We start from the raw sequence: 16,460 nt of genomic DNA, 5'->3' as shown, positions 1-16,460 counted from the left end.
CAGGTGGTGGTTCTCTGATCCGGTACGGGCCGTCGGCCCGGGGTGCTGCGGCGGTGGCCGGGGGTCAGTCCGGCCGCGGGCGGCTCACCGAGCCGTCCTGCGCCGTGCGGGCCGCCGGCCGCCGCCGGCCGCGGGCCTGCTCTTCGCCGCGGACCCGGACTCCTTCGTCTCCGCGCGGGCGCGCAGGTCGGCGAGGGAGGCCCCCGGCTCGGCGGCGATCCGGTCCAGCAGCCGTTCGTACGTACGGGCCATGCGCTCGGCGGTGTCCCGGGCGAACAGGTCGGTGCTGTACTCCAGGTAGCCGCCGAGACCGTCGCCCGTCTCCCGCACGACGAGGCTGAGGTCGTACCGGGCGGGTCCGGCGTCGGTGCGCACCTGTGTGACCGTCAGTTCGCCGGAGCCGTCGTCGCCGGCCGGCATGTCCCAGGTCGGCAGGAGGTTGAACGCGGCCTGGAACAGCGGGGACCCGCTCGTGCCGGGCTCGGCGGCCAGGGTGCGCGCGAGGTCGGTGAAGGGCACGTCCTTGTGTCCGTGGGCCTCGGTCGTCACCTCCTTGGCCTGCGCCAGCAGTTCGGTGAAGCTCCGCTGACCGGTCACGTCCAGGCGCATCGCCAGCATGTTGACGAAGTAGCCGACGATTCCCTCCAGTTCGGCCCAGGGCCGGTTGGCGACCGGTGAGCCGATGACCAGGTCGGTGTCGTCGGTGTGACCGCCGAGCAGCACGGCGAAGGCGGACAGCAGGGTCATGTACGGCGTGACGCCGGCGTCCCGGCCGAGCCGGCGGAGCTTGCCGGCCACCCGCTGGGGGACCTTCAGGTCCACCGAGGAGCCCTGGTACGTCTTCACCGGGTGCCGCTCGTAGTCGGTGCGCAGCCCCGGGCCGGCTGGGAGCCCGGCCAGCGTCCTGCGCCAGTGCTCGCGCTGCCGGTCGAGTTCCGCGGCGTCCACGGCGCCGTGCTGACGGCGCGCGAAGTCGGCGTACCCCAGCGGAAGTTTGGGCAGATCGGCCTCGCGTCCCCGGGCGAGCGCCCGGTAGAGGGCGAGCTGTTCGGTCAGGACGATGTTGACCGACCAGCCGTCGAAGACGCCCCAGGGGCGGGTGAGCACGGCGATGTGCCGGCCCTCGGAGAGGGTCAGCAGATGCGAGCGGAGCGGATAGGGCTCCTCCGGCGCGAACGGGCGGGCCCGTTCGGCGCGCAGCCACTCGGCCAGGCCGGTGTCGTCGCTCGGACCGGCGGCCACGCTCACGGTGAAGCCGTCGGCGTCGTGCACGCGCTGGACGAACGCGCCGCCGGCGTGCCGGTGGTAGCTGGTCCGCAGGATCGCGTGCCGCTCCACGAGTGCGCGCACACTGCGCGTGAACGCGTCCCGGTCGAGGGGGCCGTCGAGCCGGAAGGCGAGCTGGACGTTGTCCCACGCGGCGGCCAGGTGGTCGGGCCGGTTCAGGAACCACAGGTCGCGCTGCTGGAGGGAGAGGGGGGCGTCGCCGGTGCGCGGTGGGGCACCGGTCGCGTCGTCCGTGTGCGGTGCCGCACCGGTGGCTTCGGCGGCCTGGCTCCCGGATTCCTTCGCTCCCGCGTCCTCTGCCCCCGCGCCGTCGGCGACGGCCGGATCAGCGAAGGCCTGTCCCCCGGCGGGCTCCGTGCTCCCGCCGCCCGTGAGCAGTTCCTCCAGGGCCGCCGCGATGCCGGCCATGCCGGGCGCGGTGAAGATGACCTGGAGCGGAAGGTCGGCGCCCGTCTCCTTCTTGATGCGCAGGGACAGGCGGGTGGCGAGCAGGGAGTGCCCGCCGAGGTCGAAGAAGCTGTCGTTGAGGCCGACCCGGCTGACACCGAGGACCTCCTCGGCGATGCGGCACAGCGTCCGCTGCGTGGCGGTGCGCGGCGCCACGTACTCCTCGCGGGCCAGGTCGTTCTCGCTGGGGGCGGGCAGGGCGCCCCGGTCGATCTTGCCGTTGCGGTTGACCGGCAGCTCGTCCAGGACGACGAAGGCCGTGGGCACCATGTAGTCCGGCAGCCGGGCGCCGAGGTACTCCTTCAGCTCCCGGGCGGGCGACGCCCCCTCCCCGGCCTCCTCGCGCCACCGGCGGGCCGGGCTGAGGTAGGCGACCAGCACGCGGGCGGCGCCGGAGCCGTGCGGCAGGACCACCGCGCGGTGCACCGCGGGGTGGGTGTGCAGGTGGTTCTCGATCTCGCCCGGCTCGACCCGGAAGCCGCGGATCTTGACCTGGTCGTCGACCCGGCCCAGGTGTTCGATCAGCCCGTCGGGCCGCCATTTGACGAGGTCGCCGGTGCGGTACATGCGGGTGCCCGGAGTGAACGGGTTGGCGACGAACCGCTCGGCGGTCAGGGCCGGGCGGCCGTGGAAGCCGCGGGCCAGCTGGTCGCCGGCGATGTACAGCTCGCCCGGCACGCCCTGCGGCAGCAGCCGCAGGCCCGGGTCGAGGACATAGGCCTGGGTGTTGCACACCGGCGCGCCGATCGGCACCCGGACGGCGCCCGGCTCCACGGTGTACGGCGTGGTCAGACCGAGGGCGCCGCCGACCTCGGTGGGTCCGCACAGGTTGTACAGCTCGGTGCCGGGCAGGACGCGCGCGACGCGCTCGGCCAGCTCCACGGGCAGGGGTTCGCCGGTGGCCTCCAGACGGACCAGGCCGGTGCAGCCGGCGGCGGCCGGTTCGGAGAGGAACTCGGCGAGCATCGAGGGCACGAAGTCGATGTCGGTGACGTGCTGGTCCTTCACGAGGGAGGCCAGGTACTCGGGGTCCTTCTGTCCGCCGGGCCGGGCGATGACGATCGTGCCGCCGACCTGGAGCGGCCAGAACAGCTCCTTGATGGAGACGTCGAAGCCGATGGAGGTCTTGAACACGATCCGGCCGCCCTCGCGCATGCGGTAGGCGCGCTGGTCCCAGTGCAGCCAGTTCATGCTCGCCCGGTGGGTGATCGTCACGCCCTTGGGGCGGCCGGTGGTGCCCGAGGTGTAAAGCACGTACGCGGGGTTGTCTGCGTGCACCGGGACGTCCGGGTCGGTGTCGGGCAGGCCCGCGGTGTCCGGCAGTTCCTCCAGCAGGAGCAGCGGGCGCCCGTCGGAGAGCATCTGCTCGCGGCGCCCGCGGGGCAGGTCCGGGTCGAGGGGCAGGTAGGCGGCGCCGGACTTGAGGATGCCGTAGATCGCGACGAGCAGGTCGAAGGAGCGCTGCATGCTCACGGCGACAAGGCGTTCGGGGCCGGCGCCGCGTCCGGTCAGCCAGTGTGCGAGCCGGTTGGCGCGGGCGTTCAGCTCCGCGTAGGACAGCTCGGCGTCCTCGAAGACCAGCGCGGGCAGGTCGGGCGTGCGGGCCAGCTGGGCGGCGAAGGCGGCCGTGAGCGTCGGGGACGGCATCGGGGTGTCCGTGTCGTTCCACTCGGTCAGCAGGCGACGGCGCTCGGCGGCGGGCAGCACGTCGATGTCGAGGGCCCGGGTGGTGGTGCCGTCGCCGTCGGCGAGGGCGGTCACGAGCCCCCGGAGGGCGGCCTCGACGTAGTCGGCGACGGCGTCGGCGCGGACCGCGTCGTCGACCTGGAGGTCGAGGGAGAACTCGGTGCCGAAGTCGTCGAGGGAGACGGACACCGGGTAGTTGATGCCGTCGGTGGCGGCGAGGAACCGTACGCCCTGGTCCTCGATGCGGACCGCGGCGGCCTCGCCGTGCCCGGGCTCGAAATGCCGGAAGTTGCCGACGGCGCTGAACAGGTGGACGTCGCCGTCGGTGTCGGCGCACCGCTGGGCCAGGCCGAGCGGGGTGTGCTCGCGGGCGACGAGTTCCCTGAGGCCGGTGTCGACCTCGTCGATCAGCTCCCGCACCGTGCGACCGGTGAGCCGGACCCGCAGGGGCAGGGTGTTGATGAAGTTGCCGAGCATCCGCTCCACGCCCTCGACGCCCTGCAGGCGCCCGGACATCACGGAGCCGAGGACGATGTCCTCGCGGCCGCTGCACGCGGCGACGACGCGGGCCCAGGCGGCGTGGAAGAGGCAGGCCGGGCTCAGCCGCAGCCGCCCGGCGTGGGCACGCAGCTCGCGGGTCAGTTCCTGCGGCAGGGTGCGGCGCAGCCGGGTCACGCCGCTCGCGTCGCCGTGCGTGTCGGACAGGCCGAAGGGGAAGGTCGGTTCGGTGACATCGCCGAGGACCCGGCGGAAGTAGTCCTCGGCCTCACCGGATGCCTGTTGGCGCAGGGTGTGGGCGACGAACTCGCGGTACGGCGCGGGAGCGGGCAGCAGGTCGCCGCGGTCCGCCATGTGCAGGGCCAGCTCCTGCAGGGTCAGCCGCAGGGAAGTGGCGTCCTCGATGAGGTGGTGGGCGGTCAGCAGCAGGTAACGCCGCTCGGAGCGGGGATCCTCGGCGACGACCAGCCGCAGCAGCGGCGCGCTGTCCAGGCGCATCCGCCCGGGGCGGGCGAGCAGTTCCCGCGCCTGTTCCTCGGCGTCCCGGCCCTTGGAGAGCCGGATCCGCTCCACGGGAAGGGTCGCGGCGCGGTGCACGACCTGGACCGGTTCGGGCAGGCCGGTGGTGAGGACGGCGGTGCGCATCACGTCGTGGCGGTCGACGATGCGCTGCAGCGCGTCGGTGAACCGGGCGCACGCCTGCTCGTCCTCGGCCCGGTAGAGGGTGGCGACGAGGTACGGGTCGTGGTCGGGGTCCATCAGGTGGTGGAAGAGGATGCCCTCCTGCGTGGACAGCAGCGGGTAGACGTCCTGGACGTTGGCGGTGCCGCCGGGCACCGCGGCCACGACGGTGTCGATCTGCTCCTGGGTGAGGTCGATCAGCGGGAGCAGGCCGGGCGTGATGCGTTCGCAGCCGTCCGGGATCAGGTTGGCCGGGACGCTGTGCCCGGGCGCGGCGCCGGGCGCGTCGATGCGTGCGGCCAGGTCGGCCAGGGTGGGGGCGGTGAAGACGTCCTGGACGGTGACGTGCAGGCCGCTGTCCCTCAGCCGGGCCACCAGCACCGTGATCATCAGGGAGTGGCCGCCGAGGGCGAAGAAGTTGTCGTCGGCGCTGATCCGTGCGGCGTCGAAGCCGAGCAGTGCGGCCAGGACCTCGGCCAGTCGGCGCTCGGTGCCGGTGGCGGGGGCGACGTAGGCGCGCTGGGCGAACGCCTCGATGCCGGGGGCGGGCAGGGCCCGGCGGTCGAGCTTGCCGTGGGTGGTCACCGGCAGGGCGTCGAGTGTGACGTAGGCGCTCGGGACCATGTACTCGGGCAGGGTGCCCTCGAGGTGCCGGATCAGGTCGGCGCGGTGGTCGTCGAGTGCGGTGCCGGGGTCGAGGACCAGGTAGGCGACCAGGCGGGGGCTGCCGGGCTGGTCCTCGCGGACCAGGACCGCCGAGGAGCGGACGGCCGGGTGCTCGGTGAGGCGGTGCTCGATCTCGCCCGGTTCGATGCGGAAGCCGCGCAGCTTGACCTGGTCGTCGGCGCGTCCCAGGAACTCCAGGGTCCCGTCGGGCAGTCGGCGCACCAGGTCGCCGGTGCGGTACATGCGGGCGTCCGGATCCGCGGCGAACGGGTTGTGCACGAACCGCTCACGGGTCAGCTCGGGCTGGTGCAGATAGCCGCGGGCGAGCCCGGCACCGGCGATGTACAGCTCGCCGACGCAGCCGATCCCCTGCGGCTGGAGGGCGTCGTCGAGCACGTGCAGTTGGATGTTCTGGATGGGCCGGCCGATGGGGACGACGCGGGGCGCCGGTCCGGCGGGGACGGTCCAGTGGCTGACGTCGACGGCGGCCTCGGTGGGGCCGTAGAGGTTGTGCAGGGGCGCCGGGTGGCGTTCGTAGTGGCGGGCGCACAGGTCCGGGGGCAGGGCCTCGCCGCTGCAGAAGACCTGCCGCACGGTCGTGCACCGCGCCCAGCCGGGCTCCTCGACGATGCTGCGCAGCATGGACGGCACGAAGTGCAGGGTGGTGACGCCGAAGTCGCGGACGGCGGAGACCAGGTAGGCCGGGTCGCGGTGGCCACCGGGTGCGGCGACCGCGAGGCGGGCGCCGAACAGCAGCGGCCAGAAGAACTCCCAGACGGAGACGTCGAAGCTGTAGGGGGTCTTCTGCAGGACGACGTCGTCGGCGGTGAGCCGGTACTCGTTCTGCATCCACTCGATGCGGTTGACGGCGGCCCGGTGCTCGATCATCACGCCCTTGGGGCGCCCGGTGGAGCCGGAGGTGTGGATGACGTACGCCAGGTGCCCTGAGTGCGGGCCGAGTTCGGTGGCGGGCGGGTTGTCGTCGCGGTCGCCGCAGACGTCCTGGCCATCCGCGTCGCGCAGAGTGCCGTCGGGGTGCAGGACGAGCTGGTGGGCGGCGGCGCGCAGGGGCCCGGCGTCCAGGTGCGGCTGGGTGAGGATCACGTCGGCGCCGGAGCGCTCGACGAGGTCGGCGCGGCGGGCCGCCGGGTGGGACGGTTCGATCGGCATGTAGGCGCCGCCGGCCTTCAGGGTGCCCAGGATGCCTGCGACCATCTCGGCGGAGCGCTCTGCGTGCAGGCCGACCAGGGCGTCCGGTCCGACGCCGTGCCGGCGCAGGCCGTGGGCGATGCGGTTGGCCCAGGCGTTGAGTTCGGCGTACGTCCAGGAGCGGTCGGCCGTGACCAGGGCGGTGCGCTCGGGGTGCCGGGTCGCCTGGTCCTCGAACAGCTCGTGCAGGCACCGGTCGTCGGTGAACGGCCGCCGGGTGGCGTTGAACTCCTCGACCACCTGGTGGCGTTCCTCGTCGCCGGCCATCGCCAGCCGGGACACGGGCTGAGCCGGGTTCTCGGTGACGGCGGCGAGCAGCCGTGTGTAGTGGCCGATGAAACGCCGGACGGTGTCGCGGTCGTACAGGTCGGTGTTGTACTCGACGGTGCCGACCAGGCCGTCGGGGGTCTCCCGCACGTCGAGAGTCAGGTCGAACTTGGTGAAGCTGAGGTCGATGTCGACCGGGGAGACCTCCAGGCCGCCGAGGGTGACGTCCCGGCTGGTCTGCGCCTCCTGGAGGACGAACAGCGTCTGGAAGACGGGCGAATGGGCGAGGCTGCGCTCGGTGTCGAGGGCGTCCACCACGGCCTCGAAGGGCACGTCCTGGTGGTCGAAGGCCTCCAGCGCGGTCTTCTTCACCCGGGCCAGCAGGCCGGGGAAGTCGGGGTCGCCGTCGAGGTCGGCCCGCATCACCAGGGTGTTGGCGAAGAAACCGACCAGGTCCTCGACCTCGCGCCGGCTGCGGCCCGCGACGACCGTGCCGACGGCGATGTCCGTCCGGTGGGTGTAGCGGCCGAGGACGACCGTGTAGGCCGCCAGCAGGGTCATGTAGAGCGTGGCCTCGTGGAACTTGGCGAGCTCGCGCAGGGCCCCGAGCAGGTCGGCCGGGCAGGTGAAGCTCTCGCGGGCTCCCGCGTACGTCTTCACCCGCGGGCGCTCCCGGTCGGCGGGCAGCGTCAGCCGCGGGTCGACCCCGGCCAACTGCCGCTTCCAGTAGGCCACCTGGCGGTCCTGCAGGTCACCGGCGAGCCGTTCGCGCTGCCAGTGGGCGTAGTCGGCGTACTGCACCCGCAGCGGCTGGAGCGGGTCCGGCCGGCCCGCGGTGAACGCCTCGTACAGCGCGGCCAGGTCGCGGAAGAAGACGCCGACCGACCAGCCGTCGGACACGCTGTGGTGGGTGGTGACGAGCAGGTGGTGCTCCTGCTCCGACTGACGCAGCAGCCGCATGCGGATCAGCGGCCCGCGCTCCAGGTCGAACGGCGCGGCGGCCTCGTCACGGCAGATCGCCGCGAGCCGCGCGGGGTCGGCCAGTTCCTCCTCGGCGACCTCGACGTCGCCGCCGTCACCGATGACTTGGCGTGGTACGCCGCCGTCGTCGGCGAACCGGGTGCGCAGCACTTCGTGCCGCTGGACGATCGCCTCCAGCGCGCGCAGCAGCGCGGGACGGTCCAGGCGGCCGCGCAACCGCATCGCCATCGGGATGTTGTAGGCCGCGCTGGTGCCGTCGAGCTGGGCGAGGAACCACAGCCGCTGCTGGGTGAAGGACAGTGGCAGAGGTGTGCCGTCGGTCCGGGGCAGCCGCGGGACGGTCTCCAGCGCGGAGAGGTCGACGCCCTGCCGGCGCAGCAGCGCGATCAGGGCGCGCTGCCGCTTGGCGGGCAGGGAGCGGATCCGCCGGATGAGGGCCGGCCCGGTGTCCTGACTGGTGGTGTCCATCGTCGTCCCCTCGCCTCAGCTCTCGGTGCCCAGCGCGTCCAGCTCCGCGTCGCTCATGTGCTCGACGAGGGCGATGCTCTGGAGGATCAGGTCCAGCTCGCGCGTGTCCGCGTCCCCGGCCAGGGGGAGACGTGCGCCCAGTTCCCGTGCCATGTCGGCGAGGCGCGGTGCGCTGAAGACCGCTTCCACCGGCAGCTCGACGCCCGCCCGCTCCTTGAGCAGGTTGATGAGCCGGGTGGCCAGCAGCGAGTTGCCGCCGAGCGAGAAGAAGTCGGTGCGCGCGGTCAGCGTGGCCGCCTCGACCTGGAGGACGTCGGCCCAGGCCCGCGCCATGGTCTGCTCGGCGTCGGTGACCTCGTCGGAGGGCGGCACGGCCTCCGGTGCCGTCGTCCGCGGTACCGCGGCCTGCGGGGCGCGTCCGACCCAGTAGCTGCCCGCCTCGAACGCGGTGGGGGGCAGGGGCACCATCCGGCGCCGCCCGGCGTGCAGCGCGTGCCAGGGCACCCGGACCCCGCGCACCCACAGCGCGGCCAGTTCCTCCAGGGCGCGGTCCTCGGCGAGCCCGGCGAGGAATGCCTCGCCGCGGGTGCCGGACAGGACGGAGATCAGCGGGCCCGGGTCCTCGTCGGCGCTGCCCCGGTACAGGGGTACGGCCACGGGACCGCCCGCCAGGTGCCCGGCGAGCGCCCGCGTCAGTGCGGCACGGTCGGTGGCGACCACGGCGAGCCGCTCGGGCAGCGGTTCCCGACCCAGCTGCGTGGTGTAGGCGAGGTCGGCCAGGCTCACGGACCCGTCCGCGTCGGGCAGGGCCGCCAGGTGGTCGTGCAGCCGCCGTACCGCCGTCTCCAGGCGTTCCTCGGTCCGGGCGGAGACGACGACCACCTGCGGTGCGCTGTCCGGCGTGACGGGCCGGGCCCCGGCGGCGGCCGGCGGTGCCTCGACGACCATGCTGACGTGGCTGCCGCCCGCCGCGACGCAGTTGATGAGGGCCCGGCGGGGCCGCGACGGGCCGCCGGTGTCCGTGCCGCCGTCCGCTGTCCAGTCGGTGAGCCGGTCGCACAGCTCGAGTGGCGAACCTTCCAGGTCCAGGCGGGGGTTGGCGTCGCCGACGGCGACGAGCGGTGCGATCTGGCCGTGCTCGAGCTGGAGGACGACCTTGGTGAGCTGGGCGATGCCGGAGGCGGCCTCCGGGTGCCCGAGGTTCGACTTGACGGCGCCGACGGGCACCGGGTCCGCGACGCCGGCGAACACCTCGCGCAGGGCGCGCAGTTCGACCTCGTCGGAGAAGGCGGTTCCGTTGGCGGCGGACTCGACGTAGCCGATGGAACCGGGTTCGGCACCGGCCCGCTCCAGTGCCCGGCGCATCGCCGCCACCTGTGTGCGGTGGCTGGGCGTCATGAACCCGTTGGAACGGCCGCCGTGCAGCGAGGACGTGCTCTTGATGACGGCGAGCACGGTGTCGCCGTCACGCAGCGCCGCGTCCAGCGGCTTGAGCAGGACGGCGCCGACCGCCTCCGCGGGCAGGTAGCCGTCCCCGTCGCGGAAACTGCGGCTGCCCGGGTGAGTGCCGAGCAGCTGCATCTCGGACAGCGCGACGTACTTGTCCTCGTGCACGGTCAGGTTGACCCCGCCCGCGACGGCCAGTTCGCACTCGCCGCGCAGCAGGTCGGCGCAGGCGAGGTGGACGGCCATCGCCGAGGAGGTGCACATGCTGTCCACGGCGAGGCTCGGCCCCTCGAGGCCGAAGAAGTGCGAGACGCGGTTGGCGATCAGGTTGTAGGAGGCGGCCGAGGTGAGTGCCGCGAGCGCGGGCTCGGAGGCGTCCGCCCGGTACATCTGGTAGGCGGCGCCGACGTACACGCCGACGCGTCGGCCGTAACGGCGCTCGATCACCTCCTGGGTGACGCCGCCCTGTTCCAGCAGGTGCCACACGGTCTCCAGGAACAGCCGCTGCTGCGGGTCCATGGCGGCGGCCTCGCGGGGCGAGATGCCGAAGTGCAGCGGGTCGAACCGGTCGATGCCGTCGAGGAAGGCGCCGTAGCGGGCGCTTGCCGTGGGCTTCCAGCGGTCGGCCGGGACCTCGGTGACGCAGTCCCGGCCCTCGCGCAACGCGGTCCAGAAGGCGTCCAGGTCGTCGGCGTGCGGGTAGCGGCCGCCGATGCCGATGACGGCGATGTCCCGGGTGTGCGAGGGCGGAAGCGGGACGGTGGTGGCCGCGTTCCGCTGTACGGCTTCGGGTGCGGCTGCTTCCGGACGGAAAGCCTCGGGTACGGCTGCGGCGGCCACGGAGGCTTCCGGCTGGACCGTATCGGGTCCGGCCGACTCCGCCCGGGCGGCCTCGGGCGCGGGCTCGCCGACGAGTCCGCGCAGGGCCTGCTCGTGCTCGGTCGCGAGGTACCGGGCCAGTCCGCGCACCGTCTGCGCCTCGAACAGCAGCGTGCGCGACAGCGGGCCGAACGTGTCCTCCAGCGGCTGGACCATGTTCACGGCGAGCACGGAGTCCATGCCGTACCGCTCCAGCGGGGTGTCGGGGTCGAGGCGCTCGGGACCGAGCTTGAGGGCGGACGCCAGCACGCGCCGGAGGTGGCTCACGGCACGGTCCTCGACGGCCCGTACGGTTCCGCCGTCGCCCATGGTCACGGGAGCGGGAGCCGTGGGCGTTTCCGGCTCGACGGCCGCCGTGTCCCGCGATGTGCGGTCGCCCGCGGGCTCCGTCAGCCGGGCCAGCAGGGCATCGCGGTCGCCCGCCACCACCAGCAGCCTCTCCCCCCGCTCGTCACCCGGTGCGGCGGCCAGCGCCTGGTACAGGGCGGCCATACCGCGCGGCGTGTCGAGAGGCGCGAGGCCCAGCGCGCGCAACTGCTCGCGGACCGGCCCTTCGGCGCCCATGCCGCCCTCGTCCCACAGCGGCCAGTTGACGGACACGGTACGGCCGCTGCGCCGCCCGGCGCGGACGAGCCGGTCGCGGTGTCCGGCGTAGGCGTCCATGAAGGCGTTGCCGGCGGCGTAGTCGCACTGACCGGGGTTGCCGAAGGCGCCGGCGAGGGACGAGAAGCACACGAACAGCTCCAGCGGCTGCTTCCGGGTCGCCTCGTCCAGGTGGACGAGTCCGGCGACCTTGGGAGCGAGGACCCGGTCCAGCTCTTCGGGGCTCTTGCGGACGACGAACCCGTCCTCGATGACCCCGGCGGCGTGCAGCACACCGGTCAGTGGACCGTGGTCGACGGTCACCCTGTCCACCAGGGCGGCGAGCGCGTCCCGGTCGGTGACGTCGACGGGCTCGTAGGTGACGGTCAGGCCGGTGGTGCGCAGGTCCCTCAGCGCGGCGCGCCGGTCGTCGGTCAGCGGGGTCCGCCCGGTGAGGACCAGCGTGGCGTGCGCGACGGAGGCGGCGATGTCCCGGGCGACGAGCAGGCCGAGCCCGCCCATGCCACCGGTGACGAGGTAGACGCCGTCCTCGCGCCAGGGCGTGGCGGCGGGCCGGGAGTCGCCGGTCTCGGCAAAGCGGCGGACCAGGCGGCGGCCCTCGTGGTGCCGGACCTCGGGCTCCGGCTCGGCGATGGCCTCGGCCCTGAGGCGGGCGGCGACGGTCGCGGCCGACGCCCCGTCCAGGCATTCCAGGTACTGGGTGTGCAGCCGGGGGTTCTCCAGGCGGGCCGTGCGCAGCAGCGCGGACAGGCCGGTGAAGCAGGCCGGCCGGTCGCCGTCACCCACGGCCGCCACCTGGAGCAGCGTGGGCCGGCGCACGCCCCGCTCCAGCAGCCGCCGGGTCAGCGTGAACAACTGCCGTACGGCTTCGGTGTACTGGCGCTCCAGCGGGCCGTCCGCCAGGTCGAGGAAGGCGCACTCGGTGCCTGCGGGCAGCGCGGCCCGCAGGGCGTCGCGCGCGTCGGCGGCGAGGCCGAACACGACGACGTGCCGTTCGGTGAAGGCGTCCGCCGCTCCGGTCGGCTCCGGCCGCTCCGCCCATTCGGGCCGCAGCAGCACCACGTCGGCGCCGCCCCCGGCCGGGGAGCCCGCCGGCGCGGGCCGGCGCGGCGCGCCCTCGGTGTCGAGGTCGAACCAGCAGCGCTCGCGGGCGAACGGATAGCCGGGCAGCCCGATGCGCCGTACCGGCACACCGGCGGGCCACGCGTCCTCCCAGCGCACCTCGGCTCCGTCGGCCCACTGGCCGAGCAGGTCCTGGTGTGCCCCCAGTCCCGTCCAGGCGTCCAGGGCGGCTCGCACGGCCGGGACGTCCGCACGCCGGTCCGGGCGGACGGTGCCCCGGTGCCAGTCGCCGGCCGTGCCGGGGTCGGCTGCGAACGCGGCGAGCCGGGTCCGGGCGTCGGTCAGGGTGGTCGCGGCGAAGGCGAGGCGCTCCTCCAGCGCCATGCGTCCGGTCTGCAGGGTCCAGGCGATCGCGGGCAGATCCGCGTCGGTGCACTGCCCGAGCCGGTTGTGCAGCCTGCGGGCCTGTTCGGTGAGCTGGGCCTCGCTCTTGGCGGAGAGGACGAGCAGCACGGGACGGCCGTCGGCCGGGAGCAGCGCTGGACGTCCGTCCGCCGGGTGGGGCGCCGGCTGGTATTCGGCGATGACGACGTGGGCGTTGGAGCCGCCGCCGCCGAAGCTGGACACCCCGGCGACCCGGGGCAGGGTGCGGCCCTCCAGCACCGGGCGCCGCCACGGCTCCAGGGTCCGCTGGACGCGCAGCGGCGTGCGGTCGAAGTCGATGTGCGGGTTGAGCGTCGCCGAGTGCAGGCTCGGCACGAGTTCGCCGTGGCGCAGCTGGAGCAGCACCTTGGTGATGCCGGCGATGCCGGCGGCGGACTCCAGGTGCCCGATGTTGGACTTCACGGAGCCGATGGCGAGGTGCTCGGGTGCGCCGCCCGCGCGGCGGAACGCCCGCTCCAGGCCGCTCACTTCGATCGGGTCGCCGAGCGACGTGCCCGTGCCGTGGGCCTCCAGGTAGCTCAGGGTGCGCGGGTCGACGCCGGCGGAGGCGAGCGCGTCGGCGATGACCTCGCCCTGGGCGACCGGGGTGGGCACCGAGTAACCGGAGGTACGACCGCCGTGGTTGACCGCGGTGCCCTTGATGACGCCGAGAATCCGGTCGCCGTCGGCCACGGCCCGCTCCAGCGGCTTGAGGAGCACGGCGCCGACGCCCTCGCCGGGCACGTAGCCGTCGCCGCCCTCGCCGAAGCTGCGGCAGCGGCCGTCGCTGGAGAGGAACTTGCGCTGCCCCAGCACGAGGTGCTTGTTGGGGTGGGGGGTGAGGTTGACGCCCCCCGCGAGGGCGGTGTCGCAACTTCCGCCGCGGATGGCCTCGCAGGCCAGGTGGATGGCGGTCAGGGAGGACGAGCACATGGTGTCCACGGCCATGCTCGGCCCGTGGAAGTCGTAGAAGTACGACACCCGGTTGGCGACGGTGGAGGCGCTGCCCCACAGGGCGGCGGGCTCGCCGCGCTCCTGCGCCTGGGCGCCGAACAGCTGGTACTCCTGGTACATCACGCCGACGAACACGCCGACCTTCGCGCCGCCGTGCGACAGCCGGTCGCCGGTGTATCCGGCGTCCTCCAGGGTGTGGTGGGCGCACTGCAGGAACAGCCGCTCCTGCGGGTCGAGGTGATCGGCCTCCAGCAGCGAGATTTGGAAGAACAGCGGGTCGAACCGGTCGATGTCGTCCAGGAAGCCACCCCAGCCGCCGGCTCCGGCCTCGGCGTACCGGCTGTGGTTCCAGCGGTCGGCGGGGACCTCGCGGACGCAGTCGCGGCCGGAGCGCAGGTTCTTCCAGAACTCGTCAAGGTCGGCGGCCTCGGGGTAGCGACCGCTGACGCCGATGATCGCGATGTCGCCGGGGCGGACAGGCTCCAACTCGGGCTCGGCCGGCTTCTCGGCGGAAGGCGTCCCGGCGGCGGGCAGTGCCCGGCTGGACAGCCCCGTCAACTCCGCGCATACGCGGCCCTCTTCGTCGACGACCGTGACGTCGAGGCGCGCCGACGCCGGGTCGGTGCCGGTGCCGGGCCGGTGGCGGATCCAGGCGTACGCACGGGCCGGGGAGGCGGCCAGGGCCTCGGCGCGGGCGAGGGCGAACGGCAGGGCGAGCGCCGCCGGACCGTCGTCGCCGAGCCACAGGCCGAGGGTGGCCTGCAGGGCGCCGTCGAGGATGCTCGGGTGCAGCAGACCGCCGGGCAGCGGTTCGGCCGCGTCCGGCAGGCGCAGCTCGGCCAGGACCTGGCGGCGGCCCTCCGCGTCCGTGCCGGTGCGCAGCTCGGCGAGGGACCGCTGCGAGGGGCCGTACTCCAGGCCGAGGGCGCCGTAGAGGCTGTAGACGTGCTCCCCCGGGTGTACCGCCTCGGTGCACGCGGCCCGCAGTTCGGCCAGGGGCAGGGCGCGCCGGGGGGTGTCCTCGGCGAGGCTCGCCCGGCCCTGGCCGCACAGAGTGGTGGCACCGTCGGGGCGGACGGTGAGGATCTCGTACGTGCAGCCCGCGCCGCCGGTGCGCACACGCACCCGCAGGGTCAGCCCGTCCGGGCCGTGCACGGCGGCCCGGAGCCACACCACGTCGGTCAGCCGGACGGCGGCGGTGTCCAAGCGGCCCAGCGCCCGGGCGACGGCCACGCGCGCCATCTCCAGGTGCGCGACACCGGGCAGCACCCGGCCGCCGCGCACCTGGTGGTCCCGGAGGTACGGCTCCGTGCCGGCGAAGCGTGTCTCGTACGTCACCTCGTCGGCCGAGTCGCCGGGCACCGCCCGCTGGAGCAGGGGGTGGCCCTGCACGGCGGGTACGGCGGGCGGCGTGGTCCCGACGCCGTGGGCGTGGATCAGGTGGGACGCCATGGCCCGCAGGGTGCGGTGCTCGCCGAAGACGCCCGGGGTCAGGGCCAGTCCGTACCGCTCGTTCACCCGCTCGGCGAGCCGCGCACGGCCACCCAGGTCCAGCCCGAATTCGCTCAGCTCGGCATCGGGGTCGAGGTCGGCGGGATCAACGCCGAGGAGGGCCGCCACCTCGTCGGTGAAGTCAGTGCGTACGGCGGACAGGGTGGCGGGGACGAGCGCGGCCGGGGATTCCGTGGTCGGCTTCGGTACCTCGGTGGCCGGAGCAGGGGCAGCCGGAGCGGCTCCCGCAGGCAGCTGGGGTTCCAGCCAGGCAGCGAGTTCCGCGATCGTCCGGTGCTCGAACATCACCGTCGGCGACAACTCCACCGACAGCCGCCCCTCCAGCTCCGCCACCAACGACAGCAGATCGGCCGAACCCAACCCCAGCTCGTAGTAACCCAGCCCCGTGTCCACCGAGTCGGCGGACACACCCAGCCGGGCCCCCACCAACTCCCGCAGCACGGACATGACCGGCCGGGCCTCCGGGACGGCAGCGGGAGTCGGCGCGGGGAGCGTCGCGGCGGCAGCGTCACCGCGGACGTCGAGCGCGCCGGCCGCCCGGATGCGCTTGGCTACGAACTGCCCGACCTCGGCGACCTTCTGCCCGTCGGTGTCGTAGAACTCGACGACCAGGCGGATGAGTTCGTCGTCGCGGCGCACGGAGTCGGCGGGGACCCGTACGTAGCAGCGCCGGCCGAGCGGTCCGGCGGCGCGGAACCGGTCGAACATCACCGGAAGGTAGAGGCCGGGACCGTCGTTGTCCCCGTGCAGCATGCCCAGGGCGACACCGCCGCCGAGCAGGCCGGCTTCGAAGAGAGCGGGGTGGAAGAGGAACGCCCCGGTGGACGAGTGGTGTTCGGGCGCCAGTTCCAGTTCGGCGACCCAGTCCCCGGGACGGTGGTGCACCGCTCCGCCGATCTTCATCAGGCCCGAGTGGAAGAGGTCGTACTCCCGGCACCAGGTGTATATCTCGTCCATGGTGGTGCGCCCGGTCACCCCCTCGACGGGCAACGGGAGCCGCTCGGTGAAGGCGGAGGGGCCGCGGTGCCGGGCGGTGACGACGGCGTGCAGGACGCCGGTGGCGTCCTGGTCGCGTCGGCTGCGCACCTCGATCCGCCATCCGCCACCTGCCGCGGGGCGCCCCTCGACGGTGGTCAGGACGCTCTCGCCGGGTCCGGCGACGAGCGGCGCGAGGATCGTGAGGTTGCGCAGCTCCACCTCGGGCATCGGCTGTCCGTGCCGGGCGAGCACCTGGAGCACCAGGTCCACGTAGCCGACACCCGGCAGCAGGCTGCGACCGTACACGACGTGCCCGCGCAACAAGGGATTGTCGGCGGTGACGGTGAAGGTCTCGGTGAACGTGGGCAGTTCGGTCATCGGTTTTCCGTCCCAGAAAAGGCGCACCAGGGCCC

Annotated in this window: 2 protein-coding genes; both read right to left on the bottom strand. The window is 73.9% G+C overall.

All coding sequences use genetic code 11. The features are described from left to right. Positions 1 to 84: 84 nt before the first annotated feature. Positions 85 to 8,190, bottom strand: coding sequence for an amino acid adenylation domain-containing protein (locus ACIBBH_RS17335; protein WP_399405363.1), 8,106 nt, complete (start codon positions 8,188 to 8,190; stop codon positions 85 to 87). A gap of 15 nt (positions 8,191 to 8,205) precedes the next feature. Then, the gene (locus ACIBBH_RS17330; RefSeq protein WP_399405361.1) at positions 8,206 to 16,425 is read right to left on the bottom strand and encodes an SDR family NAD(P)-dependent oxidoreductase; all 8,220 of its coding nucleotides are present in this window, start codon (positions 16,423 to 16,425) and stop codon (positions 8,206 to 8,208) included. Positions 16,426 to 16,460: the final 35 nt, after the last annotated feature.

It is taken from the genome of Streptomyces sp. NPDC051636, assembly GCF_044453765.1.
Classification (GTDB): Bacteria; Actinomycetota; Actinomycetes; order Streptomycetales; family Streptomycetaceae; genus Streptomyces.
The sequence above is the reverse complement of the archived record's forward strand: the minus strand, read 5'-3'. Positions and strand labels throughout refer to the sequence as shown.

Bases quoted from the DNA above. Each gene is read 5' to 3' on its own strand.
- ACIBBH_RS17330 (WP_399405361.1), bottom strand. From the start codon at position 16,425: ATGACCGAACTGCCCACGTTCACCGAGACCTTCACCGTCACCGCCGAC.
- ACIBBH_RS17335 (WP_399405363.1), bottom strand. From the start codon at position 8,190: ATGGACACCACCAGTCAGGACACCGGGCCGGCCCTCATCCGGCGGATC.